A 24880-nucleotide genomic window follows, 5' to 3' on the forward strand; every position below is an offset into this window, starting at 1 on the left:
CCTCGATCCGGGCGGCAATGCTCAGCAAATTATGCTTCGGACGGAAGCGTTGTTGTTGTACGTGTTCACGAGGTTCCTGGACGAGTACGCCGTGACGGTGTCGTACGGGCCGGCGTAGTTCGAGTTGTAGTAAACCCTGTAGCAGTAGCTTGATGCGTTCTGGGCGGATGCGGCGTTGTTCTTCACCGGCTCGCCCTCTCCCGCGGCCCACGTGCTGAAGGTTTCTCCCGCGAGGTTGGCGTAATTGGTGTCCGTCATCCACCGTGCGCCGGCCTGGTTGGAGTTGTAGTAGAAGCAGAAATAGCCGGTCTGGCACGCGTACGCGCTCGCAGGGGTGGCCATTCCGAGGGTGAGGCCGGCGGTGGCGGCCAAGAGTGCCAGGGCGCGCTTCATGCGCATGGTTGTCCCCCATGTCGTGGTGTTCGCTTGCCGGTGCCAAATCCTGAATCAGCAACGGGAGTTGTGATCCCGAGTGTGGCACGCTCGGACCCGGCCGGCTCTGTCCGTGCCGAGTGTAGGTGACGGTGCATAGGTGATCAACAATCCCCGTGGAAAACGGACTTGGAGCCAAGCGGACCCGAGGCGGTTTCGCTGGGTCCGTGCCTTTTCGGCCCGTTGGGCCTGATGGAGCCACGGCGGGCCGCTGCCGCGTCCTCGCCGGAGGCCGCCGCACTCCTCGCCGACGCCGCCCGCGAGGTTGCAGTCCTCTCGCGAATCACGTCTTCGTCACCCGCGTGCGGCCGACGGCGCGTCAGGTGCGGGAGCGGCCGAAGAACTCGACTTCGGCTACGGCTACTTGACGGTCCTGGCCGCTGCCGTACGCCGAGCGCAGGACGATGCGCACCGACACCGTGTCGCGGCCCCGGAGGTCGACGCGCTGGACGCCGCCGTCGTTGAGGGTCTTGTGCGTGGTGCGGGTGCGGCCGGCCGAGTCGGTCACGAGCAGGTCCACCTCCTGGGGGCGGGCCTGGTCGGCGGCCTGGCCGGGGCGCTTGGAAGTGCCGGGTGTGATGAGCACTGCCAGGAGGTCCACGGGCTGGGCGAAGTCCGCTTGGAGGTGCTGGCCGTTGGAGTCGCCGGCGTACCCCGTACCCCACCAGGTGTTGGAGTAGTGGTCGAAGGCCAGCTCGGGGCCGCGGCCGTCGGCGGAGTGGGAGGCGTTCCAGGCGGTGGGGCGCACCGCGACGCGCTTCGCGAAGTGGTCCTGGACCGCGCGAGCGGCCGGCGGCCCCCCGATCAGGCCACCCACCGCCACCAGGACGACGGCCGACACCACCACGGCCCTCACGATCCACCTGCGCCGCTCCCGGCGCAGCGGCGGCCGCTGGCCCGCGAAGGGGCCCTCGCCCGCCGCCTCGGGCCGGGTACCCAGGGGAGCCGCGCACGAACGGCAGAAGGAACGGTGGGGTGCGTTGGCCGTGGCACAGGCCGGACAGGGCGGGCCCTGCTGGGCCGCCGCAGCCGGCTGCGGGGACCGTACGTGCGGACGAGCCGCCTCGGGCCGCCCGGGCAGGACGCCACCGGGCCGCTCGGCCGGCCCGTGGGCCCCCTCGGCGGCCGGTACGGGCACGAGCAGCGCGCGGGCGGCGTCGGCCCCCGAGTCACCGGCCCCGGAGTCACCGGCCGCGGAGTCGTCAGCCCGGGAGTCACCGGCCCCCGAGTCACCCACCAAGGGGGACGGGGAGGCCTCGGAAGGGGATCCGGCGGGCCCCTCGGCGGGCTGCGCGGTCACCACCGGGAGCGGCGCGGTGGCCGCCTCGGCCGGATGCTCCTCCGCTCTCGAGGAGCCGGCGCCGGTCGTGTCCCAGCGCAGGAAGGCGCCGCACGAGTCGCAGAAGGACTGGCCCGTCGTACGTGACGGAGCGGCGCACTCCGGGCAGGGGGCAGTGGTCCGGGATTCGGGCATCGTGGTCAGTTCCCTTCCGGAACAAAGGAGTCGAGCGGGACGGCGGCCAGTACCTCGGCCGTGAAGGGCAGGTGCGCCGGCCGGGCCGCCGCGACGACGGCGTGCAGCCGGTGCCGGTCGCGCGGCCGCGGGTCCCGCAGCCGTACGGCGACGTGCAGCGCCGCCCGCGGGTCGCCCGGAAACGGCCCGAGCGGCCTGGCCGACCAGGCGGCGCCCCCACTCTCGGTGATCTCGGGCGGCACCCCGAAGCACAGTCGCACCGCTTCGGCCAGACCGTGCCGGGTTCCACGCCGCCGGTGCAGGGCGGTCGCGGTGGCCACGGCGTGCCGGCGCATCTCCACCGGTTCATCGCCGCCGAGCTCCGCTCCGACCCAGTCCGCGAGCCAGTCGACGAAGTCGGCCGGTGCGAGCGCCGGGTCGAAGTACGCCTCCAGGCAGTCGAGTACGTTGAACACGGGCGCCAGCATCGCGTCCAGCCCCGTGACGAATCGCTGCGCCAGATCGTCGTCCGCGTAGACGGCGGGCAGCGCGAGACCCAGCGGACGCGGCGACTCCAGCCCGTCCAGGGCGCCGCGCGCGCTCGGGCGGCGGTCGCCGCTCACAGGGCCTCGATCACGCGGACGCGGTGGTCGAAGGGGAAGAGCAGCGCCGAAGGACCGAGATCGACCCGGTCCGTGGCGTCGCCGCGGCGTCCGGTCAGCGGGTCGGCCGGATGCAACAGGACCTCGTCGACGAGCTCCACGCCCGGCACCCGCTGGAGGGCCGCGAAGATCTCCCCCGCCCGCAGCGACCGGCCGAAGGGCCAGCCCCGGCCGTCCGATCCGCCCGTCAGCGGATCCAGGTACGAATACAAGGCGTCGAGTGCCGTCTCCCGTACCAGGTCCGCGGTAGCCGCCCGGTAGCCGTGGACGGTGGCCACCACGGTCACCCCCTGGTAGAAGGGCGGCCCGACCGCCAGCCGGGTCCCCAGCGGGCGGCGCTCGTCGAGGAACCGGGTGATCCGGGACAGCAGTTCGTCGCCCGGTACCAGCTGCTCGAAGCGCAGCCGGCCGCCGCGGTCCGTCACGGCCTGCGGAACCACCAGAACGCGCACTGCGTTCTCCCCGATGGCGGCCGCGTCGGCCGGGGCCTCCGTGCCGGCGTCCAGGCAGTGGATCCGGGCCGCCTCCGGGGCGGCCCGCCGGGTCAGCTCCTCGTAGTCCCGCGCGGTCACCGCCCGCTCCTGCGCGCGCAGGGCGATCGGCGCCCGCAGCCGGGCCTCCTCGACCGTCTCCCCGTCGACCCCGCCCCGGGCCGCTTCGCGGTTCTCCACGTGTCCGATGTACGGGATGGAGCTGCGCAGGACCTGGATCGCGCCCCGCGCCACGTTCCCGCCGCGGCCGCCGCCCACTCCGTAGCGGGTCGCCCGTACGGCCGCCCCCTTGGCCGGGACCGCGCCGAACTGCCGCAGCGAGCCGTCGGGTTCCCGCACCGCCGGGCCGAAGGCGATCTCGCCGGTCGTCGCGTCCAGCGTGAAGTGCCGCTCCCCGGGAGCGGAGGCCGAGAAGTCGGGGACCTGCCGCCACCGCTGCCAGCCCGCGCCGTCGGAGACGTCGAGCAGTACCTCGCCCACCACCGGTACGTGTGCGAGGCGCACCCGGTGTCCGGGCACGCCCTCGGCCTCGCCGAGCGGCTCCTCGCGCACGAACTCGGCGTGCGAGGCGGTGACCGTACCCCCGATGGTGAAGGCGTCCGCGTCCCGTGCGGTCGGCGAGGAGGTGTAGAACGGCTGTCCCGGCCGGGCGGCCGTCACCCGGCAGCGCACCCATCCGGCCTCCAGTCCGCCCAGGCGGGACAGGGCGTGCCCCGACGGCAGGTGCAGCACCACTTCACCCGGCCGGTTGAGGCCGCCCGTGGAGTCGGAAGAGACCTCGCACCCCGCCCATCCGTCGGGCGTCCACGCCTCCCACACCAGTGGGGGCTGGCGTGGGTCCACTCCCACGCCGTCGACCCGGCTGTCCACCCGCAGGACCGCCGCGCAGCCGGGAAGCGCCGCCGACAGACCGAACAGCAACAGGTCGCCCGGCTGGGGCAGTTCGGTGAACACGGGCACGTCCACGCCCGCCCGTACCTCCTGCGTGCGGTCGACGGGTGCTGCCCCCGCCCCCTGGCAGAGCAGGTGGGAAAGGGTGCACGGGACCAGCGTCAGATCCCTCTCGGTGGCGAACACCACCGCTTCGTCGGTCTCCGTGCGGCCCGTGGCCACCTCGGTCCCGGCGGGCAGCACCACCGGTTCCGGCTGGGGCGCGGAGAGCCAGAACGTCACCGGGGCGCGGGCGGCCGACGGAGGGAAGAGAGTGATGCCGAGCAGGTCGAGGAAGGCCAACTGGTTCTTCTCCGGCACCCGGTTGAGCCGGTAGACCAGCTGATCGGCCATGTGGGCCACGGCTTCGATCAGAGTGACGCCCGGATCGGACACGTTGTGATCGCTCCACTCGGGACAGCGCCGCTGGATGTACCGCTTGGCGTCGTCCACGAACTGCTGGAAGTGCCGGTCGTCGAGCCGGGGTGCGGGCAAGGCCATCAGTTGCGTCCGCTTTCGCTGGGGGCCGGGGAGCCGGTCGTGAAGTGGGGGGCGTCCGCGGCGGCCGCGGCGTCCGCGTCCGACGCCTCGCCGCCCTCGGCGGGGATCACGTAGAAGGGGAAGACGAGGCTGCGCGGGTTGTTGGTGCCGCGCACCGTGTACCGCACGTCGATGTGCAGCACGGTGGGATCGTCCGGCGCCGGGGTCACCGTCACCTCGCGTACCTCGATCCGCGGTTCCCAGCGGTCCAGGGCGGTGCGGACCTCGTACCGGATCCGCCCGGCCGTCGCGTCGTTGGCCGGCGCGAAGACCAGGTCGTGCACCGCGCAGCCGAACTCCGGCCGCATCGGCCGTTCGCCCGGGGCCGTCGCCAGGACCAGTCGCATCGCCTCCTCCACCTCACGGTCCCGGCGGGCCAGCGCGATGGCCCCGCCCGGATCGGTCCGCATCGGGAAGGCCCAGCCGGCCCCGACGAAGTGCTCGCTCATCCGCTCATTCCCTCAAAGTTCGAAAATCGCCCCGCCGCCCTGCGCGCCCCGCGCTCCTCGCGCCCCGCGCCCCCGCGCCTCGTACGGGCGCTCTAGAACGGCACCCCGTTGCGTGTCGTGACGCCGATCAGCGACACCGTGGCGGCGGTGATCCCGACGTTGCCGATCGCTTGCACCGCCACCCGCCCCGGGGTCTGCACGTCGACGCCGAGTCTCGTCTTCACGTCCATGCCGAGGCCCGCCTTCAGGTGCAGTCCGCGGCCCGCGCTGAGGTTCAGCGCGCCCGTCGCCGACAGCGTCAGATCGCCACCCGAGTCCACTTCGACCCCGCGGGCGCCGTGGATGGTGACCGTGCCGTCACTGGTGAGGGTCAGCGTGGTCTTCGCCTCGTCGAGCTGCACGGTCAGTGCGCCGTCGCCCGTCCGCAGCCGGATGCCGCTGGAGGCGCGGGCCGCCCCGGTCCGCTCCAGGAGTTCCACCGTGTGTCCGCTGCGTGCCGTCACCGAACGCCAGTTGACCTGACCGGAGACCGGGTCGACCGCCGCGATCCCGTCGGGTTCGCGGGTCGCGCTGTCCACGCCGTTGTAGAGCCCGGCGAGTACGTACGGGTGCTCCAGGGAGCCGCGGTCGAAGGCGCACAGCACCTCGTCGTTGACGTTCGGCAGCAGGAGACCGCCCCCGCCGACCCCGCCGAACTGCGCGACCCGGCACCAGCCGCTCTCGTACGTGTCCGACAGCCAGGGGAAGCGCAGCCGTACCCGGCCCAGGCGCAGCGGGTCCTTGACGTTGGTGACCAGCGCGATCGCCACCCCCGGCAGCGGCGCCGCCGGCTCGCCGCCCCCCGCGCCGCCCGAGGCGAGCCCGTACAGCGAGCGGAACTGCCGCCCGGAGACGGTCAGCCAGGTGACGTACGGCTGTCCCGAGGCGAAGACGTGACGGACGCCGGTCGCCGTGTACTTGCCCTCGAAGGGGAATCCCGCGCCCTTCACCGCGACGGGCCGGCCCGGCATCAGCCCCGGATTCCCCGTGACCGCCACCTCCAGCTCCCCGAACGACCCGGCCACGTCGTCGGCGATCGACCGGGCGGCGTGCGTGACCTCCGAGGGGGTCGTGTACGGGACCCGCGTGGCGTCCAGCTCCGCCTTCCCGAACGCCGCCGTCAGCTGCGCCGAGGTGACGTCCGCCATGATGTCCTGGGTGGTACCGGACACCGCCGAGGCGGCCAGGGGACGCTTGGCCGTCATGTCCCAGCCGCGCACGGTCACCCGGCCCACCTGGTCGGCGGAGGTCAGCGCGATCCGGCTCTGCAGGGTGTTCCGGCCGAACTCCAGGACGTACGGGCTCTGCAGCGCCGGAGTGGTGTCCGCGGGCGCGCCCGCGGCGGGCGCGAGGCGGGCGAAGTCGAGCTTCCCGTCGGGGTCGAAGGAAAGCCGGACGTCGTTCTCGGCCGCCAGCCGCGAGAGGTAGTCCCAATCGGTGATGCCGGGCTGGGTGGCCAGCTCGTACACGGTGGGGGTGGCCTCCACCCGGCCGAGCGCCAGGCCGCACTGCGCGGCCAGCTTCCGCACGATGTCCGAGGCCGTCATCTGCGGGTATCCGGCGACGCGCCGGTTGCGCAGCAGCCGGTGGCCGGGGTCGTAGCCGCGCAGCACGAGCCGGCGGCCGCCGCCGGGCTCGGTGTCCACCTCCAGCGCGGTGACCTCCCCGGTGATCAGCGGATTGCCGCGGATCCCGTCGGTGAACGGGCTGATCACCGCCTGGGAGCCGACGGTGAGCTGCGGGTAGAGCCGGGTCAGGGTGCCGTCGCCGTCGGTGAAGGTCAGCTGGAAGGCGGAGGGTACGTTCACGCTCGCGTCCACCCAGCCCTCGGTCAGCAGGGCCGCCAGCGGGTCGGGCAGCAGGGAGCCGCCGAGCTGGACGTGCAGGAGGGTGGTGAAGGTGTGTTCGCTCATGCGGCACGCTCCGAGCCTGCGGGGAGAAGGAGTTCGGTTCCGGGACGCAGCCGCATCGGGTCGTCGATGCCGTTCGCCTCGGCGATCAGGCGCCAGCGGGTCGGGTCCCCGTACTCGTGCCAGGCCAGGGAGGCGAGCGTGTCACCGGCGACCGTACGGTGGACCCGGCGCACGGAGAGCGCGCCGGAGGTCGGGTTCTGGCCCTTGGACTCGGTCGGGATCTCGGTCAGGGCCATCGAGCACGTCGCGCGCAGCGGCGTACCGTTGGGGCTGAACAGGGTGTAGGTGGCGCTCGCGCTCGTCACGAACGCGGTCAGCTGCACCGTGCTGAACGAGCCCCACGAGAACTTCACCCAGGGCGGGGACGGGGCCCTGGTGCCGATGCTCTGCTCGGTCACCTCGCAGCACGAAAGCAGCAGTTCCACCTGGCTCTGGACGGTGCCCGCACCCGGGGTGCCGGAAGCGTCGAGGAAGACCTCGACACGCAATTGCGCCGGGTCGACGCCGGTGAACTTCGCCGGAGCGCCGCGCATGTACGCCACGGCGGGCTCGCTGCGCCAGTGCGCGGACCGGGACAGCTGGACCTGGCGGGGGTTGAACTGGAAGCGGACCTCGCCGATCAGACCGCCGGCCGAGCCGCCGAGCCGAGTGGGCGGCTGGTGGATGGCGAGCGAGGCGCGCGAAAGCCCTGCGGCGGTGCGGCCGCCGGTGGGGGCGGGCACGTCAGACCCCTCCGGCGTCGGTGAACCCGTGGTGCGCGATCTCCAGGGTCTCGGTGGCGACGGACGGGCTGGCCGGGTTCAGCGTCGGCCCGGTCCAGCGCACCGGCAGCACCTCCACCAGCCCCCATTGGGCCACGACGGAGCCGTCGGCGCGCAGGGCGGCGATCTGCGCGGTGGGGCGGGTGATACCGGTGGCGAGGGAGGAGATCCAGGCCGCGACGCGGGCGGTGTCGGCGGTCAGGGGGCGCGTGAGGCGGATGGTGGAGAAGGTGACACGGGTGGGGAGCTGCCAGACGAACCCGTTGTTCCCGCCCTCCTGGTGCTGCTCGACCTCGACCTGGGAGGAGAGCCCGTCGCAGCCGTTGAACAGGCCGAGGTTCTGGCCGTCGATGCTGAGCTTGAAGAAGACGGTGGAGCCGGCGTCCGGTGGCGTGGGCATGCGGGACTCTCTGTTCGGGGTTCGGTTCGTGGGTCGGGGGTTGGGGCGCTGCCCGGCCGGGCGGCGGCGGTCAGCGGTCAGCGGTCAGCGGTCGCGGAGGCGACCCAGGCGTTCGCGGTCCCCGCGCAGCTCGGCGCGCAGCAGCCGCGAGAGCGGCGCGACGAGGCGCCGTGCGAGGGCGTCGAGTTCGGCCTGGGCCGGCGGGGCCGGCTCGGGGGTGGGTACGGGTGCTGCCGTGACTGGGGGAGGGGTGCCCGGAGCGGGCTGCACCGGCACGGGGGCGGCCGGGGGCGGGATGGCCGGTGCGGAGGGGATGGACGGAATCCGTTGCACGGGGACGGGGTTCGGGGGTGCCGGGGGTGTCGGGGCCGGTGCGGGTGGTGTGCGGGAGGTGTGCGAGGTGTGCGGGGTGAGGACGGCAAGCGGAAGGGGGGCCGCACCGGCCGGTGCGGTCGTGGTCCGGTGCAGCGCGGCGGGTGCCAGGGTGTCCGGCTCGGCGATGGGTCCCGCAGGGGCGATCGGGGAGCCGGAGGCCAGCAGGGCCGGAGCTGCGGGAGCCCGCTGGATCGGGGGCCCGGGTATCCGTACGGACGGGAGGGGCTGGGGCGGGGCCACCGGGCGGGTAGCCGGGATCGGTGCGGGTGCGGGTGCGGGGGCAGGCGCAGGAGTTGATGGCAGCGGCTGCTCGGATGCCGGAGGCGTCGGCCTGATCGGGGCACCGATCAGCGGCCGGCGCGCCGTGGTCGGGAGCCCCTGCGCCTCGGCGCGCTGGACACGCCGTACGAGCGGCTTCCGTGTCCCCGCAGCCGCCGCGGGCGGGGAGGGGGCAGGCGCTTCCGGAATCGGCGGTTCGGGAGTCCCCGTACCCGTCCCTGGGGGAGGAACGGATACGGGGACGACTGGGGCACCGACCGGCCACACCGTCCGCGACGGCACCATGGGCCGGGGCGCGGAGGTCAGCGGCGAGGCCGGCGCGGTCGCCGCGCGCTGGACGGCGGGCAGGGCCCGCGCGTCCGACGGCGTCTCGGGTCGTACGACGACGGGTACGGGCTTGCCGACGGCAACGGCGGGAGGAACCACCGCCGGAACGTCCGAAGAGACGGACATCGGCACGGAGGTGCGTGGAACAGCAGGCACCGGCGTGCCCGGCGTCACGAACGGGGCAGGGGACGACTCGACCGACGGCACGCCGCGACGGGACGTGGGCGGGACCGCCGACGGAGCCACGGGCTCGGGCACGACCCTCGGCCCACGATCCGGCATCTCCGTACGGGGCGCTCCCGGCTTGGAAGCGCGGGAAGCGCGTTGGACGTCGGTGACGCCGGCGGCCGGAACGACGACCGGCGGCGACGCGTCCACGGAGGCTCGCGTCACGGCCGCCCGGGCGGAGCGAACCGGCGTACCCGAGTCCGCGTACCCGGCGGGGGAGGGCTGCGAACCCGGCGCTGACCCGGCCGCGGATCGCTGTACACCGGACGAGGGAGCCGCCGGCGTCGAGGTCAGCGGCCCCGGGGCTCCGCCGGGGGAATGCTCAGGGCCCGGACGAGGCGCGACCACGGCCGGTGCGGGCTCCGCCCCAGGGACGGCACGACGCTGAACCGGGTGCGCCGGCGCCGTTCCCGAAGCGGTGCCAGGCTCACGACCGGGAGCGGCCTGTGCCGCTCCCGAGGCCTGCGGAACACGGCCGGGCGGAGCCGACACCTGCGAGTCCGGCGCAACCGCCGGGCTCAGCCCGGGCCGGAGCCCCCCACTCCGCGCAGGCACCACTGACGCAGGCGCAGATCGGCCCGCCGGAGCCGACCCGCCCGGCGTGATCGGCGCAGCCGCCGACGCGGACGCACCGGCCGGTGCGGAGGTGCCCGCCGTAGCCGACCCATCCCGCGGAGCCCGCGCAGTCGCCGAAACTCCACCCTCGGCCGGAACCGGGCCGCCTGGGGGAGGCGATGCGGGCCGGGTGGTCGGCGCCGACCTGCTGGGCAGGAGCGACCCGCCCCGTGCGGTCGGCGCAGCCGCCGGCGCGGGGGTACCAGCTGGTGCGGAGGCGCTCGCCGTAGCTGATTCCTTCCGCGGAGCCTGCACCGTCGCCGAAACTCCACCCTCGGCCGGAACCGGGCCGCCTGGGGGAGGCGATGCGGGCCGGGTGGTCGGCACCGGCCCGCCGGGCAGGAGCGACCCGCCCCGCGCGGTCGGCGCAGCCGTCGGCGCGGGGGTACCAGCTGGTGCGGAGGCGCTCGCCGTAGCTGATTCCTTCCGCGGAGCCTGCACCGTCGCCGAAACTCCACTGTCGGCCGGAACCGGGCCGCCTGGGGGAGGCGATGCGGGCCGGGTGGTCGGCACCGGCCCGCCGGGCGGGAGCGACCCGCCCCGCGCGGTCGGCGCAGCCGTCGGCGCGGGGGCACCAGCCGGTGCGGAGGCGCTCGCCGTAGCTGATTCCTTCCGCGGAGCCTGCACCGTCGCCGAAACTCCACTGTCGGCCGGAACCGGCCCGCCTGGGGGAGGCGATGCGGGCCGGGTGGTCGGCACCGGCCCGCCGGGCGAGAGCGACCCGCCCCGCGCGGTCGGCGCAGCCGTCGGCGCGGGGGCACCAGCCGGTGCAGACGCGCCCGCTGTAGCCGACCCCTTCCGCGGAGCCTGCGCAGGCGCGGGAACTTCACCATTCGCCGGAACCGACGCGCTTTGCGAAGGCGACACAGGCGCGGGCACAGGCACGTCCGTCGGCACGGGCTCGCCCACCGGGGCCGGCCCGCCGCGCGGCATCTGGCCGCCCAGCCGAGCCGGCGCAGCCGCCGACACACCAGTCGACACGGACTCGCCCACCGGAACGGACCCGCCCGGCAGGAGCGACCCGACGTGCCTGGTCTGCGCAGCAGCCGGCGCAGCCGGGGTACGGGGCAAGACCGCCGCACCCGGCGCCACCGCACCCGCCACCGGCAGGCGTTGCAGGGACGGGGAGACCGGAAGCGGTGCCGGGCCCGGGGGGACGGGGGTGACGGCGTCGAGCAGCAGGCCGGATGGGGCCGACGGGACCACCGCGTGCCCGATCCCGCCGTTGAAGGCCAGGGGCTGCCGCGTCGCCAGAGCCGCGCCGAAATCCCGGTCGGCCGTCAACCGCGGTACTCCCAGCACCCGCTGGACCGGAGCCGTGGCCGCCCACCCACCGTCCGCCGGCACGGGTACAGGCGCCGGCACCGGCACCGGCACCGCCGCCCCCGCCGCCTCCACCCGCTCGCGCCTCCGCCGCCCGAACAGCCCCATGTCCCTCCCCTTTCCTTCCGCTGCTTCCTCGTGGTCCCGCGCTCGCGCTACGGCTCCGTCAACTGCGCCACCCGCCGTACGTACGCCTGCCGATCCGCGTGCTCCAGATCGAGGATCGCGTCCAAGTCCCAGTGGAAGTGGTAGGCCAGGTACGCGGTCTCCTCCTCGATCAGGTCGGCCGCGTACGTCACGATTCCCCCAGGCGGCTCCCGGCCAGCTCGACCTCGAAGGCACCCTCGCAGTGCGGGCACGAGACCGCCGCGCGGGTGTGCCCTTCCGCGTTGATCCGCCGGTAGAAGTCCTGGAGGAAGGCGAGATCGGAGGCGAACATGTTCTCCACCGTCCCGTCATGCACGATGGCCAGCGTGCCCAGCCGGGTGATCACCCGGCCCAGGAGGACGACCGACAGGTACGCCGGGTTCTCACGTACCCGCACGTCCCGCAGCGGGACCAGCTCGTCCCGGGCCGTGGCCAGCCGCATGGCGCCGCTGCGGTGTACCGTCCCCGATTCGTCCACGAAGCCGCGCGGCAGCTCGAACTCGAACTCCGTGCGCAGCGGCTCACGCACACCCGTTCCGCCACCCGTGGCGTGGGCAGCGCCGGACGCCTGCGCGTCCGGCGAGGGTCCCAGCGCTGCTGCCGGCCCCGCCCCCGGTCCCTGGCGCCGCATTACTCGATGACCAGCTCTTCGAAGGTGATGGTGACCTGCTCGGTGAGCGCCGAGGCGGCGCCCGCCTTCACCGAGCTGACCTCCACCTTGGAACACCAGGCATTGCGCAGGTTGTACCGGCGTACCGGATTGTCCTGGTAGTCCATCATCATGATGGTGGCGTTCTTGCGGGCAGAACCCATGTCGCCGTTGATGGAGGCGGTGATCCATTCGGTGAACGCGCTGGACTGGGTGGCGCCGCGCGTCACCGTGCACTGCCCGGCCTTCTTCACACCGGGCAGTTTCTTGATGACGGGGCGGCCGTCGGCCGAGACCTGCTGGTACTCGATCACGTCCTGTTCCATGGACAGGCTGCTGACCTCCTGGAGGAACTCGACCATGACGCCGTCGATCTGCAGGCCGAAATTGTGTGAGGTGAGCGCGTCACCGGGCTGAAGGGACATACGGGGCTGCTCCTTGTACGCATCTGTGGGGGCGGGCTGTCGGCCGGGGGATCACGGGCTACTCCTCCAACTCGCCGCCCCCGCTGGAGAACTGTGCGAGCCGGAAGACCACGAACTCGGCCGGCTTCACCGGCGCGATGCCGATCTCGCACACCACCCGGCCGAGGTCCACGGACTCGACGGGGTTGGTCTCCGCGTCGCACTTCACGTAGAACGCGTCCTCGGGCCGCTGGCCGAACAGCGCACCCGAGCGCCACTCGTTGACCAGGAAGGCCGAGATGTTGCGGCGGATCCGGGCCCACAGCGCCTGGTCGTTGGGCTCGAACACCACCCACTGGGTGCCGATCAGGATCGACTCCTCGAGGTAGTTGAAGTAGCGCCGCACGTTCAGGTACCGCCAGGCCGGGTCGGAGGCCAGGGTGCGCGCACCCCACACCCGGATCCCGCGGCCGGGGAACGCGCGGATGCAGTTCACACCGACGGGGTTGAGCAGGTCCTGCTCACCGCGGGTGATCTGGAGCTCCAGGTCGACGGCACCGCGCACGATCTCGTTCGCCGGGGCCTTGTGCACGCCGCGCTCGGCGTCGTTGCGCGCCCAGACGCCCGCCATGTGGCCGGACGGCGGAACCACCTTGGTCTGACCGCTCGACGGGTCGAAGACCTTGATCCACGGGTAGTAGAGGGCGGCATAGCGGGAGTCGTAACCCGCCACCTCCATGCGCCACTTGCGGATGTCGCGGGCATTGAGGCCCGGCGGCGGGTCGAGGACCGCCATCCGGTCGCCCATCAGCTCGCAGTGCGCGACCATGCCGAGTTGTACTGCCTTGACCTGCTCCAAGCCGATGAGGCCGCGCTGGTAGGCGGCCATCAGGTCGGGCGCGGCCACCATGTTGATCTCGTCGAGGGCCTCCAGGCCGCCGAAACCGGTGCGGTCGGCGGAGTCGCCGATGAACTGCGCCGACTCCAGCCCTCCCGCCGGGGCGGCCGGCGTGGCCGCGGCGCGCTGCGCGACGGCGGGCGCGGGGGCGGGCGGCGCCAGGGTCAGCGTCTGCGCCTCGGGCCGGGCCTGCGGGACACCGGGCGCCGCCTCCTCGACCACGATCGTCTTGGACCGCTGGCGGACCTGGGTGACGACGTAGGTGCGCGCCGACTTCTTCGCGCTGACGTCGAACTCCTCGAGGACGCTGTCGCCGTCCTTGACCAGCAGCTTGAAGCGGTCGGCCGCGCCGTCGCCCTCCACGTCCTGGACCACCACGGTGAGGGCCCCGCCGCTCGCCGTGCCCGCGGTCAGGGCCGCCACCTTGAACGCGCCGAGGGCGACGGCCTCGCCGGCGGTCACCGCCTGCGGCCCGGTCGCCGCGGCCGCGGGCTCCACGGCCGCGTCCGTCCCCGCCAGGGCGCCGCCGACACGGACGACGTACGCCGCCGTGCCACCGTTGTTGAAGAACCCGTACACGGAGTGCGCCAGGTAGCAGCCGTCCGTGAAGTCACCGAACTCCGCCACGTACTGGGACCAGTTGGTCACCAGCGTCGGCTCGTTCAGCGGCCCGAAGGGGGCCAGCCCCACGAAGGCGGCGACGGAGGTCCCCACCCCCTCGATGGGCCGGGACCCGCCGGCGACTTCCTCTACGTAGACGCCGGGGGACAGGTAGGTGGGCACGCGGTGATCTCCTTGCTGTACTGGTCACATGGTCGCGGCACCGCCTCCTCACGGGCGGGCGGCCGCCGGGTGGCCGAGCGGTGTTCGTCGTCCCGGCCGGCTTGCGGCGTCTCGTGTGCGTGGATGGCGGACCTCCCCGCCGGCGTGATCGGTTTCCGCTGGTCAGACTGACCTTGCCGGACGCAGGCACCCCGTCGGGAGGGTCGGGCGGACGGTGTCGGGGGCAGCCCGGGCTGCCCGCCCGTACACGCGACGCAGGGCCGAAGTAACGTTCCCTACGACCGTTGTGCGGGGGAATGGGGTGTCCGTGGGCCAGGAGCAGGGGGCGGGAGACGCCGCCGGGCTGCGGTTTCGGCTGCTCGGGCCGATGACCGCGCGGGCACCCGGCGGGGCATCGCTGGCCCTCGGGTCGAACCAGCAGCGGGCCCTGCTCGCCGTACTGCTGCTGCGGCGCGGACGGACCGCTCCCATGGCCGAACTCCTCGACGCCCTCTGGGGTGAACGGACGCCGCCGCGCGCCGTGGGCACGCTGCGCACGTACGTCTCCCGGCTGCGTACCCTCTTCGAACCCCACCGCCCCGCCCGCGCACCGGCCCGCCTGCTGGTGTCCGCCCCCGACGGCTACGCCCTGCGGCTGCCCGAACCGCTGCTGGACATCGACGAGTTCGAGCGGGGGCTCGCTGCCGCCGACCGGCTGCGCGCCGCCGGCGCCACCCGGGAGGCGTACCGCACCCTCTCGGACGCCATCGGACTCTGGTCGGGCACGCCGCTCGCGGGACTGCCCGGCCCGCACGCCGAGGCCCAGCGGGACCGGCTGACCCAACTGTGGCTGAACGCACGCGAGGACCACTTCCACGGCGCCCTGGAACTCGGCCTGGACCGGGACATCGCGGCCGTCGCCGCCCTGCGCGCCTTCGCCGCCGAGCATCCCCTGCGCGAACGGGCCCAGGGACTGCTCATGCTGGCCCTGCACCGGGCGGGCCGGGCCGGCGAGGCGCAGGCGGTGTACGAGGGCACCCGCAGGATCCTCGACCTGGAACTCGGGGTGGCGCCCGGGCCCGAACTGACCGCCCTGCACCGGCGACTGAAGTCCACAGGCGACCACGGCGCCGACCGCCCAGGAGGCGCCGACCGCCCCGGAGGCGCCGGCCACCCCGGAGGCGCCGGCCACCCCGGAGGCGCCGGCCACCCAGTAGCCCCCCACCGTCCCGACGGCCCTCGGCAGCAGCGCGAACAGCGCCGGCTGCGCATCCCCGGCGGCGACGCACGGCCACCGCTCTCACCGGAACCGCCGCCCGCCCCGGACGTCCCCTTCACCGGCCGGGCGGCGGAGACCGCCCTGCTCGCACAGGTGCTCACCGGCGCCCCCGCCGCCGTGCCCGTCGCCGTCCTCACCGGAATGCCGGGCATCGGCAAGACGGCCCTCGCCGATCACGTGGCCCGGCACGTCCGCGACGCCTTCCCCGACGGTGTGCTCCGCGCCTGCCTCCGCGGTGACAGCGCGGAGCCGCCGGCCCGTCTCGTACGCGCCCTCGGTGTCTCCGGACTCGCGGTGCCGGAGGGTTTCGAGGCCCGGGCGGCGCTGTACCGCTCCCTGCTGGCCGGGCGGCGCGTCCTCGTCCTCCTGGACGACGCCCGCGACACCGCCCAGCTGCTGCCGCTCCTGCCCGGGACCCCGGGATGCGCCGCGCTCGTCACGAGCACCGGGGGCGGCCTCGTCGTACCGGGAGCGCACCGGCTCGAGCTGGCGGAACTCGCCGACGGGGCCGCCCTGGAGCTGCTGACCGCGGCCGCCGGACCCCGGCACCCGGGGGGTGAGGAGACCGCGGCGCTTCGCGAACTCGCCGGCCGGTGCGCCGGACTGCCGCTCGCCCTGTACCTGGCCGGCCGGCGGCTGCGGCTGGATCCCGGTCTCCCGGCGGCTGCCCTGGCGTCGCTGGACGGACCGGGCCTGCTCGCGGAGCTGAGGGCGGACGGCGCAGCCGTCGCGGACCGGTTCCACCGCTGCCGGGAACTGCTTTCGCCGCCCGCCGTACGGGCTCTGAGCGGCACGGCTGCGGCGCCCGACGGCTTCGGTCACGCCGAGGCCGCAGCCATGACCGGGACCTGCGCGGCGCAGGCGGCGGATGCGCTCGACGAACTCGTCGACTCCGGCCTGCTGCGGCCCGGTGCCTCGGGCAGCTACCGCTACCATCCGCTCGTCCGCCTCTTCGCCCGGCACGCGGAGCCGGCCCCGCCGACAGCCGACCGCTGACGCCCACCGCCGCAGGCCGGCCCCTCCGCCCGCCCGCCCGCCCGGCCGCCCGGCCGGGGTCTGCGTCGAGCGCCGGCGTCTCCGATGTGCGTACGGGCAGTCGGACGTGCCCCCGATCCGGTACTTTCGGGCACCGGCCGCATGCCCCCGCGACCTAGCCTTCCCGCATGACGATGTGGACCACTCTCGATCCGGCCGCCGTGGCCGTCGACCCCGGCGGCCAGGCCACGGCCCGCCTGCGGATACGCAACACCGGGGACACGGTGGAGGAATACCGGCTCTCGATCGTGGGCGAACCGGCCGGATGGGCCCGGATCGAACCCGACACCCTGCGGCTCTACCCCGGCAGCGAGGGCACCGCCGAGATCACCTTCGCGCCGCCCCGTACGTCCGACGCGCCCGCCGGCCCCGCCCCGTACGGGATTCTCGTCGAACCACGCGAACACCCGCAGCTGCGGGACGTCCTCGAGGGCCGCGTCACCGTGGCCCCCTTCACGGAACTGCGCGCCGAACTGGTGCCACCGAGGCTCGTTGCCCGCTTCCGCGGCCGGGCCGCCATCGCCGTCGACAACCTCGGCAACACTCCGCTCACCGCCTCCCTCACCGCGCGGGACGAGTCCGGCCGGCTCACCTTCGACATCCGTCCCGGCTCGGTACAAGTCGCTCCGGGCCGTGTGGTCTTCGCGGACCTGGAGATCCGGCCCCAGCAGATCTCCTGGACCGGACGCCCGGAGGCACACCGGACGACCGTGACGGTACGCCGCTCGGGGGAGGCCGGGAACCTGGAGCTCACCGGCGACTTCGAGCAGCGCCCCGTGCTCCCCGGCTGGGCGCTGCTCGTGGGAGGACTGCTCGTCGCCGGAGCCGTCGCCTTCGCCGCTCTCTGGTTCGGCTTCTCCCCGAAAGTGGCTTCGGCCGCCGGAGAGATGAAGACGGAGGCCGGCGCGGTGCTGCCCGGCCCGCTGGGCGCCCAGAGCCCGCTGCCCACCGCCCCCAACCCGCCCGCGGACCCGGCGCTCCCCGGCGGCCCGCCCCTCGGCGGTGACACCGGCGCGGGCGGTGGCGGGACCGGCGGCGGCAGCGGGGGCGGAAGCGGGGGAGGCGGCGGCGGTGGAACCCCGCCGGCCGGGGGTGGCGCAGCGCCGCCTCCGGCCGGCAGCCCGCAGGCCGCGAAGCAGGGACCGCCCTGGCGGGCCGGCTACCAGGCCGATGTCGTGGTCCACTTCGCCCAGCTGCGGCTGGCCGCCCTCGGCAACAACGCCTGCACCCTCAAGGGACAGTGGAAGGAAGGGGTGATCGACGCGCCGACCGAGGCCTCGCTCATCTGCTACCAGAAGGCCGTGATGGCCGACCAGAAGACGACGCGCGCCCTGACCGCCACCGACCCGCTCGGCACGCTCGGCCGGGCCACGCTGACCTCCCTGTGGATGCAGGGGGTCACCGACGACCGGCTGACCGCCGGATCGCGGAACTTCGACGTCACCCGGCTCGACGCCGCCTTGCGCTGGGCCACGCAGGCCAGCATCTCCGACAACGACCTCCAGGCGGACCGGTCCTTCGCCCAGCTCGGCGTCAACTACTTCACGTCGGCCGGCCAGAACGCCGCCCCGACCACCTACGACGCGAGGGTCCGCGACCGGGTCCGCGAGTACCAGCAGGCCGTACAGCTGCCGGTGACGGGCGTCGCCGACACGCGGACCATCTACGCCCTCCTCGGAGGCTCCGTCAACGGAACGGGACGGCCCGGGCGTTGATGCCGGTGGCCGGGGTGGCCGGGGCGGCGGGGTGCGTCACACAGTCCAGGCCTCTGCCTCCCCCGGCACCAGGCGCCCGGCCTTGACGTACTCCCGCCGGGCCCCGTCCCGTACGTCCTCGGCGGTCACCGTCCCCGCGCCCCGTACCCGCGCCGCGTAGCACGCGGTGAGGGCGGCGGACCGGATCGAGCCGCCGGCGAGTTCGAACTCCTCGGCACAGCGGTCGAGTTCGGCTTCGATGCCGGGCTCGGTCGGCGCCCCGGCCAGCGCGCCGCGCCACAGGCGGGCCCGCAGCTCGGCGTCGGGGAAGGGGAAGTCCACCACCAGGTCCAGCCGCCGGGTGAAGGCCTCGTCCACGTTGGTCCGCAGATTGGTGGTGAGGACGGCGATGCCGTCGAAGGACTCCAGTCGCTGCAGCAGGTACGCGCTCTCCAGGTTCGCGTAGCGGTCGTGGGCGCCCTGCACCTGCGAGCGCTTGCCGAAGACGGCGTCCGCTTCGTCGAAGAGGAGCACCGCGTCGGTGCGGTCCGCCTCCACGAAGATCCGCTCGAGGTTCTTCTCGGTCTCACCGACGTACTTGTCGACCACCGAGGAGAGGTCCACCACGTAGAGGTCCAGGCCGAGTTCCCCCGCCACGACTTCGGCGGCGAGGGTCTTTCCGGTGCCGGACTCCCCGGCGAACAGGGCCACGACCCCCCGGCCGCGTCCGCCTCCGGTCCGCAGCCGCCAGTCGCCGAGGACCACGTCCCGGTGGCGGGCCCGCCCGACCAGTTCCACCAGCCGGGAGCGGGGCGACTCCGGCATCACCAGGTCGGCGAACCCGACGGCCGGCCGCACCTGCCGGGCGTGCCGGCCGAGCAGGGGCGCCGACAGCCGGCGCGCGGTGAGCCGCACGTGCCGGGCATCGAGCGCGACGCCCTCGAAGGCGGCGAGCTCCCGAGCGGTCCGCGCCACCGCCCCGATCTGCTCCTCTCCGAGCCGGTACGAGGCGACGGTGTCGGCCATCGAGCCGTCGAAGCCCGGGATCTCCGCACGCCAACGGTCGACGGACGTTCCCGCCCCGGCCCCTTCCCCGGTCCCTGCCCCGGCCCCTGGCGCGATGTCCTCCAGGGCGAGCAGCGAGACTCCTGCCACCTCCGACGCCCAGTCGGGGTCGCAGGGCTCGTGCCCGGTGAACACCGAGGTGATGTCGGGCGCGGCGATCGAGGAGATCAGCCGGCCGGGGTCCTCGGGCAGAGCGCCGACCACCACCGCCGTACCGGATCCACGCAGCCGGGCCTCGCGTCGCAGGACGGGTCCGATCCATGGCTCCGGCGTCCGGGGCCGGTACAGCAGCACCGGCCGGCCCGCCGCCCGCAGCGCCCTGACCACCGAGGCGGCGCAGCCCCCGCCGCGCTGCTCCCGCAGGTGAACGGTGACCGGCCGCCGCGACCGGGCCAGCAGGGCGGCCGGACCGGCCGGATCCGCCGGAACCGGCGCGGGCGTCCCCGGCGCCGCCGTGGTGGGCGCCAGCAGGGCCACCCCCGCGCGGCACAGTTCCCCGTCGAGGCTGTCGTCGCCCAGCAGATGGGCCACGATCCGCTCCGGAACCCGCAGCGCCCGCCCCGGCAGCGGCCGGTCCTCGTCCTCCAGGCCGAGCAGCCCGCCCGCGATCAAGGGCGCCGAGGCGTGGAAGCGGGCCCGCGCCTGCGGCAGGTGGGGGGCGCTGCCGGCCAGCTCGAGGGCGAGCGCCACCGAGGCCCGGCGCCGCCCGACATCGTCGTTCAGGTATCCGTAGAGCGGCTCGAACCGGCGGTCCACATCGGGGGCCAGGGCCGCCAGCAGGATCCGCAGGTCCAGCGCCGAAAGCCCGAAGTCCCGTACAAGGGCGCCCAGCCGGTCCGACGCCCCGCCGGATCCGCCGCCGGAGCCGCCGTCGGACCCGCCGCCGGACCCGCCGTCGGGCTCACGCCACGCCGCCGCCACCGCGCCGGCCACGACCACCCCGGAGTCCGGCCCGTCGCCGGATCCCGCGCGCAGCGCCGCCTCCTGGGAGACGTACAGCCCGCGCAGCGGATCGTGGGCCGCCGGATCCTCCACCGAGCGCCGGGCGACCAGCTCCGCCGCCAACTCCCTCAGCGCCGCCAGCCGCCCCAGCAGGACATCCGCGTGCACCGCCTCACTCACCGGTCCTCCCGCGCAGCGCCGTACGGTGCATCCGGGGCCGGGAGTCGTCCGGTGTGCCCGTGTTCCCCCGTACGGCGACCACCATGCCCTCGGTGACCGGCGGCCCCACCGGATAAGTGGGCGTGACCGGGAACGGCAGGGTGATCACAACGTCGAGCGAAGGCTTGAGCTCGCCGCCGAGCGCCGACCAGACGTCCGCGAGGGAACGCGACTCCGCGGGCGGAACGCCCACGGTCAATGCGATCGCCGCACGGAGCGGCCGCAGGGACTTCGGGACGTCCTCCTTCGGCAGCGCCTCGTACGGCAGCAGCGCCGCGAGCGCCGCGGACAGCATGCGGTGCTCGTCCTCGGGCCGCGCGGTCCAGGCCGTGAGCAGGTAGGAGAGCCGGAACCAGCGCGGCGGCTGCCGTCGCCGCCGGACGATCCCGTTCTCGTCCCGCTCCGCGTACGCGCCGCGCTCCCGGCGGGACACGTCTTCGCGGATGTCGTACAAGTACGCATTGAGAGTGGGGGCGTTGCGGCGGGCCGCCCACTCCCGGGTGGGGGCCTCGAGGGCGATCTCGCCCGTCCCCTGCGGCAGCGCTCCGCGGCGCAGGAGACGTCGCAGCGCCTCGTCGATCTCGTGGATCATGTGATGTGGTTCCTCTGTACGGCCGGGCCTTCACGGGCACGGCGGAGAGCGGGCGCATGCCCGCGGACGGACGGGGGCGGACGGACGGCCGCGCCGCGCGGCGGCGGCGCGGAGCGAAGGGCCCGGCCCGGCCCGGTCAGATGTAGCCCTCGCGCAGCGCGTAGGCCACGGCGTGGGCCCGGTTGCTCAGCTGCAGCCGGGTCATCAGCGCGTGCAGGATGTTCTTGACGGTCCGTTCGGAGTAGGCGAGCTTCTCGGAGACCTGGCGGGTGTCCAGCCCTTCGGCGAGGAGCCGCAGGACGTCCGTCTCACGCGGTGCCATGCCGAACATCGGAGCCCCGCCCGTCCCGGAGCAGGCCGCGGCGGTCTCCGACCGGCGCAGCCGGCCGACCTGTCCCAGCACTCGGCTGATCAGGTCCGGCGGCAGCACCCCTTCCCCGTGCGCGGCCTGCCGTACGGCCTTGACCAGCGTTTCCTCGGTGGCCTGGTGACGCCACACGATGGCCCGTACGCCGTACTCCACCACCGTCAGGAGGTCGGGCTCGCGCAGCTCGCCGGCGATGAGCACCACCCGCTGCTCCCCGCCGCGCAGCACGCGGCGCAGTTCGGCCGCGGACTCCTCGTCGATCCTGTCGATGAGCATCACGGCCACGGCCGCGGCGGGCGCGAGCCCGTCGCGCGCCCGGGACCGCGACACGACCTCCACGGTCGGTGTGTGCTGAAGATGACTGACCACCCCGGCCCGGCTGAGCGGATCCGTGGCGTGGATGGTCACGGTGATGCGGTTGGTCGTTCCCTGCATCCGTGGTCTCCCTTCCCCGTTCGACGTTGCTCCGCCACGGTGGGGGAAGGCGATCAACAGCGCGTGGGTGATCGATGGGTGCCGCGCAACGGGCGGCACGGCCCGGCCGCGGAAAGGGGCCCGGCCGGGCCCTACAGGGAGTCCAGGACGGCGCGTGCCTCCGCCGCCTCGGGCGGCCGGAGCGGTTCCAGGAGCGCGACGGCACGCGTGAGGTGCTCCCGCGCCGGGCCGCGCTCTCCGAGGGCCGCCAGCGCCGTGCCGAGCAGCCGCAGCGCCCGGGCCTCCGCGAACAACCAGCCTTTGGCGCGGGCCAGTTCCACACCCCGCTCGCTGGTCTTCACCGCGTCCCGGGGCCGGTCGGCCGCGAGGTGGCAGAAGGTCTCCTCCAGCACGTGGAACACCTCGAAGGCGGAGTAGTGGTGGCGGGCGGCCAGTTCCGCACCTTCCCGCAGACCCGCGATCCCCTCGTCGGGCCGCCCCTGCAGCCGGGCGATGCCGCCGAGCGCGTACAGGGCGTAGATCTGCCGGAAGACGTCTCCCGACGCCCGTGCCGAGGCGAGGCCGCTCCGGCCGTACTCGGCCGCCTCGTCGAGCCGCCCGGCGGAAGCCAGCGTGACGGCGCAGCAGATGCGCGCGTTGCCGGCGCCCCACCCGTTGCCGCACAGCTCACCGGTCGCGACGGCCTGCCGCTGCAGTGTCAGCGCCCGTTCGTGGTCGCCCCGCCCGAACCACACCAGCCCCTGGCAGTTGTGGATCTCCGTCAGGACCTCCGCGTCCCGTGCGTCACGCGCATCGCGCTCCGCATCGCGCAGGACCCGCTCGGCCTCGTCCAGCTCGGAGAGCTGGTACAGCGCCCCGCCCAGCATGTACCCCAGACGGCCTGCCGCCCGGGTCTGCCGCTGCTCGCGTGACACCGTCAGCAGCAGACGGGCTGGTTCCACCATCGCCCTCCAGAGGAAGGCGCCGTCGAGCACCGGGTCGAGGGCGAGGACGAGGTCGGCGGCGAGGGCCACGTACGAGGGGTCGGCCCGGACCGTCTGCACGGCGACCGCGAGGACGGACTGGTGCCGCGCCGTGAACAGGCGTTGTCCTTGCCCGGGTGCGGAGGCGGCGGTGCCCTCCGAGACGGTGGGGACGAGCAGCCGGGCCACCGGATGGCCGGGACGCTCGACGGCGTACGCGTTGCGGGCCGATGCCAGGAAGTGGTCGCAGAGCCGGGCGAGGGCCGCCGCCTGGTCCCGCGGGCCGTCCTCCTCCGCCGAGCGGGCGCGCGCGAAGGCCCGCAGGAGGTCGTGGAAGCGGTACCGGCCCGGAGCAGGGGATTCCAGGAGCCCCAGGTCGGTCATCCGCTCCAAGTGCTCCTCGGCCCGCTCCTGCGTCAGCCCGGCGAGTGCCGCCGCGTCCGCGGCGTCCGCGTCCTCCTGTTCGGGCACCGCCAGAAGCCGGAACAGCCGGGCCTCGGAGGCGCCCAGCAGCTCGTAACTCAGCCGGAAACAGGCCTCCACCCCGTCCTCGCCGCCCGCCGTGGCGGAGAAGGGGGAGCGCCGGCCCTCCAGCAGTTCAAGGAATGCGGCGAGCGACCAGCCCGGCCGGGTCGCCAGCCGGGAAGCGGCGATCCGCAGCGCCAGCGGGAGCCCGCCGCACAGCTCGGCCAGGGCCGCGGCCTCGGCGGGTTCGGCCGCGATTCGTGCCTCGCCCAGGATCCGGCCGAGCAGGGTCACGGCATCGGCCGTCGCCAGCACGTCGAGCCGGATGCGCAGTGCGGCAGGAAGCTCCGGCAGGGTGCTGCGGCTGGTCACCAGGACCGCGCAGGCGGACGATCCGGGCAGCAGCGGCTCGATCTGCGCGATGTCGCGGGCATCGTCGAGTACGAGCAGCACGCGGCGCCCGGCCAGCCGGGAACGGTAGAGGGCGGCGCGCTCCTCGATGCGCTCCGGAATCGCGGAGTCCAGGACGCCGAGGGCCCGCAGGAAGGCGGCGAGCACCCGGTCGGGCCGCGCCGGATCCTCCCGTACGCCGAAGAGGTTGACGTAGAGCTGCCCGTCGGGGAAGTGCTCGCGCAACAGGTGTGCGGCGTGCAGGGCGAGAGTGGTCTTGCCGACGCCGCCTATCCCGCCGACGGCGGAGATCACCACCGTCTCGGCGCCGTTCGGGCGCAGTGCGCGCAGGAGGTCCTGCGTGTCCTGGCTGCGGCCGGTGAAATCACTCGTGGTGTACGGGAGTTGAGCGGGAGGCGGCAGTGCGCCGGCGAACTGGGCAGGTGCGGCTCCGCTTTCGCCGCTCGGCTGCGCCGCCGCCACCGGTACGGGGCCCCGGCGCGAGCCGCCCCCGGCGCCGGGCCTCGCGCTCTCCACCGTAAGTGCGACCGGTTGCGGCACAGGCACAGGCGCAGGCACCGGCACCTGCGCCGGAACCGGCTCCGCAACCGGAACCGGCACGGTCACCGGAACCGGCACGGTCACCGACGCCGGCACCCCACGGGCCTCGGCCGGCCGGCCCGACCGCTCCAGGGCCGTGGCGCGCAGGCTCCGCAGCCTCTCGTGCTGCGGGTGTTCCGCGCACAGCACCGACAACTCGGGGACGAGCCGCGCATGTTGTCCCCGCGCCAGGTCCAACTCCAGCCGCTCCAGCAGTACGGACAGCCGCAGCTCGGCCAGCCGCTCCCGCTGGATCCGGGCGAACGGGCCGGGCAGGCCGGCCAGCGGCACCCCGCGCCACCGGCGCAACGCGCGCTCCAGGAGCTCGGCCCCGCTGCCGAGGTCCCCGGCGGCCACCCGTGCGCGGGCCCGCGTCACCTCGGCCTCGAAGACGCTCAGATCCACCGCGCTGTCCGGTACGCCGAGCGTGTACCCCCGCCCCTCGGTGGCCAGGCACGTCCCCACCGCCTGGCGCAGCCGGTACACGTACGAGCGGACCGTGCCGACGGCCGTTCTGGGGCTGTTCTCGCCCCAGATCCCGTCGATCAGCTCATCCAGCTCGCAGACCCCCGGCCGCCGCACCAGGAGCATGGCCAGGAGCAACCGCTGCTGCGGCGGCCCGAGCGCGATCGGCTCCTCGCCCTGCCAGGCCTGGACCGGCCCGAGCAGCGAGAAACGCGGTGTATCGGAAGCGCTCAAGGCGGCCCCCCTGTGTGCGATGAGTAGGACGAATCCCCCGAGGAGAACGATCTTCACAG

19 protein-coding genes are annotated in these 24880 nt (G+C 74.4%); 2 read left to right on the forward strand and 17 right to left on the reverse strand.

Annotation, left to right across the window (positions count from 1 at the left end; translation table 11 throughout):
- Window positions 1–21 precede the first annotated feature (21 nt).
- The 13 genes from ACZ6I1_RS08370 to ACZ6I1_RS08430 all read right to left on the reverse strand — a co-directional run bounded on the left by ACZ6I1_RS08370 (window position 22) and on the right by ACZ6I1_RS08430 (window position 14098).
- Window positions 22–399 carry a peptidase inhibitor family I36 protein gene (locus ACZ6I1_RS08370; protein WP_469284564.1) on the reverse strand — a complete coding sequence of 126 codons (378 nt, stop codon included), beginning with the start codon at window positions 397–399 and terminating at the stop codon, window positions 22–24.
- 352 nt (window positions 400–751) lie between these two features.
- On the reverse strand, window positions 752–1906 hold the full coding sequence (locus ACZ6I1_RS08375; RefSeq protein ID WP_469284566.1) for an NADase-type glycan-binding domain-containing protein: 1155 nt from the start codon (window positions 1904–1906) through the stop codon (window positions 752–754).
- 5 nt (window positions 1907–1911) lie between these two features.
- Window positions 1912–2508, reverse strand: a complete 597-nt coding sequence (locus ACZ6I1_RS08380; RefSeq protein WP_469284568.1) for a phage tail protein — start codon at window positions 2506–2508, stop codon at window positions 1912–1914.
- Entirely contained in the window at window positions 2505–4469 is a 1965-nt protein-coding gene (locus tag ACZ6I1_RS08385; RefSeq protein ID WP_469284569.1) for a putative baseplate assembly protein, read from the reverse strand. Before ACZ6I1_RS08385 ends, ACZ6I1_RS08380 begins: the two co-directional genes overlap by 4 nt.
- A complete protein-coding gene (locus ACZ6I1_RS08390; RefSeq protein ID WP_469284572.1) occupies window positions 4469–4957 on the reverse strand; it encodes a GPW/gp25 family protein in 489 nt (162 codons plus the stop codon). Before ACZ6I1_RS08390 ends, ACZ6I1_RS08385 begins: the two co-directional genes overlap by 1 nt.
- Window positions 4958–5049: 92 nt before the next feature.
- Complete coding sequence (locus tag ACZ6I1_RS08395) at window positions 5050–6909, reverse strand: VgrG-related protein (protein WP_469284573.1); 1860 nt, start codon at window positions 6907–6909, stop codon at window positions 5050–5052.
- Entirely contained in the window at window positions 6906–7631 is a 726-nt protein-coding gene (locus ACZ6I1_RS08400; protein WP_469284575.1) for a CIS tube protein, read from the reverse strand. The genes ACZ6I1_RS08395 and ACZ6I1_RS08400 overlap by 4 nt, the downstream gene beginning before the upstream one ends.
- 1 nt (window position 7632) lies before the next feature.
- Entirely contained in the window at window positions 7633–8070 is a 438-nt protein-coding gene (locus ACZ6I1_RS08405; protein WP_469284577.1) for a phage tail protein, read from the reverse strand.
- 84 nt (window positions 8071–8154) lie between these two features.
- Window positions 8155–8685 (reverse strand): hypothetical protein, encoded by a 531-nt coding sequence (locus tag ACZ6I1_RS08410; RefSeq protein ID WP_469284579.1) that lies wholly within the window; start codon window positions 8683–8685, stop codon window positions 8155–8157.
- Window positions 8686–11372: 2687 nt separating this feature from the next.
- Window positions 11373–11516 carry a hypothetical protein gene (locus tag ACZ6I1_RS08415; RefSeq protein WP_469284582.1) on the reverse strand — a complete coding sequence of 48 codons (144 nt, stop codon included), beginning with the start codon at window positions 11514–11516 and terminating at the stop codon, window positions 11373–11375.
- A complete protein-coding gene (locus ACZ6I1_RS08420; protein ID WP_469284584.1) occupies window positions 11513–11995 on the reverse strand; it encodes a hypothetical protein in 483 nt (160 codons plus the stop codon). Before ACZ6I1_RS08420 ends, ACZ6I1_RS08415 begins: the two co-directional genes overlap by 4 nt.
- Window positions 11995–12438 carry a phage tail protein gene (locus tag ACZ6I1_RS08425; protein WP_469284586.1) on the reverse strand — a complete coding sequence of 148 codons (444 nt, stop codon included), beginning with the start codon at window positions 12436–12438 and terminating at the stop codon, window positions 11995–11997. The genes ACZ6I1_RS08420 and ACZ6I1_RS08425 overlap by 1 nt, the downstream gene beginning before the upstream one ends.
- Window positions 12439–12496: 58 nt before the next feature.
- Entirely contained in the window at window positions 12497–14098 is a 1602-nt protein-coding gene (locus ACZ6I1_RS08430) for a phage tail sheath family protein (protein WP_469284588.1), read from the reverse strand.
- A gap of 307 nt (window positions 14099–14405) precedes the next feature.
- Here ACZ6I1_RS08430 and ACZ6I1_RS08435 point away from each other — a divergent pair, with 307 nt between their 5' ends.
- Window positions 14406–16352 (forward strand): AfsR/SARP family transcriptional regulator, encoded by a 1947-nt coding sequence (locus tag ACZ6I1_RS08435; protein ID WP_469284589.1) that lies wholly within the window; start codon window positions 14406–14408, stop codon window positions 16350–16352.
- Between the two features lie 167 nt (window positions 16353–16519).
- Complete coding sequence (locus ACZ6I1_RS08440; protein ID WP_469284591.1) at window positions 16520–18106, forward strand: peptidoglycan-binding protein; 1587 nt, start codon at window positions 16520–16522, stop codon at window positions 18104–18106.
- 36 nt (window positions 18107–18142) lie between these two features.
- Here the strand turns inward: ACZ6I1_RS08440 and ACZ6I1_RS08445 are convergent, their stop codons facing one another.
- The 4 genes from ACZ6I1_RS08445 to ACZ6I1_RS08460 form a co-directional block, all read right to left on the reverse strand.
- Window positions 18143–20272, reverse strand: coding sequence for an AAA family ATPase (locus ACZ6I1_RS08445; RefSeq protein ID WP_469284593.1), 2130 nt, complete (start codon window positions 20270–20272; stop codon window positions 18143–18145).
- The gene (locus tag ACZ6I1_RS08450) at window positions 20265–20903 is read right to left on the reverse strand and encodes a Pvc16 family protein (RefSeq protein WP_469284596.1); all 639 of its coding nucleotides are present in this window, start codon (window positions 20901–20903) and stop codon (window positions 20265–20267) included. Before ACZ6I1_RS08450 ends, ACZ6I1_RS08445 begins: the two co-directional genes overlap by 8 nt.
- A gap of 136 nt (window positions 20904–21039) precedes the next feature.
- Complete coding sequence (locus ACZ6I1_RS08455; protein WP_469284598.1) at window positions 21040–21705, reverse strand: response regulator transcription factor; 666 nt, start codon at window positions 21703–21705, stop codon at window positions 21040–21042.
- 131 nt (window positions 21706–21836) lie between these two features.
- Window positions 21837–24821: an AfsR/SARP family transcriptional regulator gene (locus ACZ6I1_RS08460; protein ID WP_469284600.1), complete on the reverse strand. Its 2985-nt coding sequence runs from the start codon at window positions 24819–24821 to the stop codon at window positions 21837–21839.
- Window positions 24822–24880 lie beyond the last annotated feature (59 nt).

The organism is Streptomyces sp. NPDC046303, assembly GCF_055588085.1.

Coding starts and splice junctions, on each gene's coding strand:
- ACZ6I1_RS08370 (WP_469284564.1), bottom strand. CDS start 399: ATGCGCATGAAGCGCGCCCTGGCACTCTTGGCCGCCACCGCCGGCCTC.
- ACZ6I1_RS08375 (WP_469284566.1), bottom strand. CDS start 1,906: ATGCCCGAATCCCGGACCACTGCCCCCTGCCCGGAGTGCGCCGCTCCG.
- ACZ6I1_RS08385 (WP_469284569.1), bottom strand. CDS start 4,469: ATGGCCTTGCCCGCACCCCGGCTCGACGACCGGCACTTCCAGCAGTTC.
- ACZ6I1_RS08390 (WP_469284572.1), bottom strand. CDS start 4,957: ATGAGCGAGCACTTCGTCGGGGCCGGCTGGGCCTTCCCGATGCGGACC.
- ACZ6I1_RS08395 (WP_469284573.1), bottom strand. CDS start 6,909: ATGAGCGAACACACCTTCACCACCCTCCTGCACGTCCAGCTCGGCGGC.
- ACZ6I1_RS08405 (WP_469284577.1), bottom strand. CDS start 8,070: ATGCCCACGCCACCGGACGCCGGCTCCACCGTCTTCTTCAAGCTCAGC.
- ACZ6I1_RS08420 (WP_469284584.1), bottom strand. CDS start 11,995: ATGCGGCGCCAGGGACCGGGGGCGGGGCCGGCAGCAGCGCTGGGACCC.
- ACZ6I1_RS08425 (WP_469284586.1), bottom strand. CDS start 12,438: ATGTCCCTTCAGCCCGGTGACGCGCTCACCTCACACAATTTCGGCCTG.
- ACZ6I1_RS08440 (WP_469284591.1), top strand. CDS start 16,520: ATGACGATGTGGACCACTCTCGATCCGGCCGCCGTGGCCGTCGACCCC.
- ACZ6I1_RS08450 (WP_469284596.1), bottom strand. CDS start 20,903: ATGATCCACGAGATCGACGAGGCGCTGCGACGTCTCCTGCGCCGCGGA.
- ACZ6I1_RS08455 (WP_469284598.1), bottom strand. CDS start 21,705: ATGCAGGGAACGACCAACCGCATCACCGTGACCATCCACGCCACGGAT.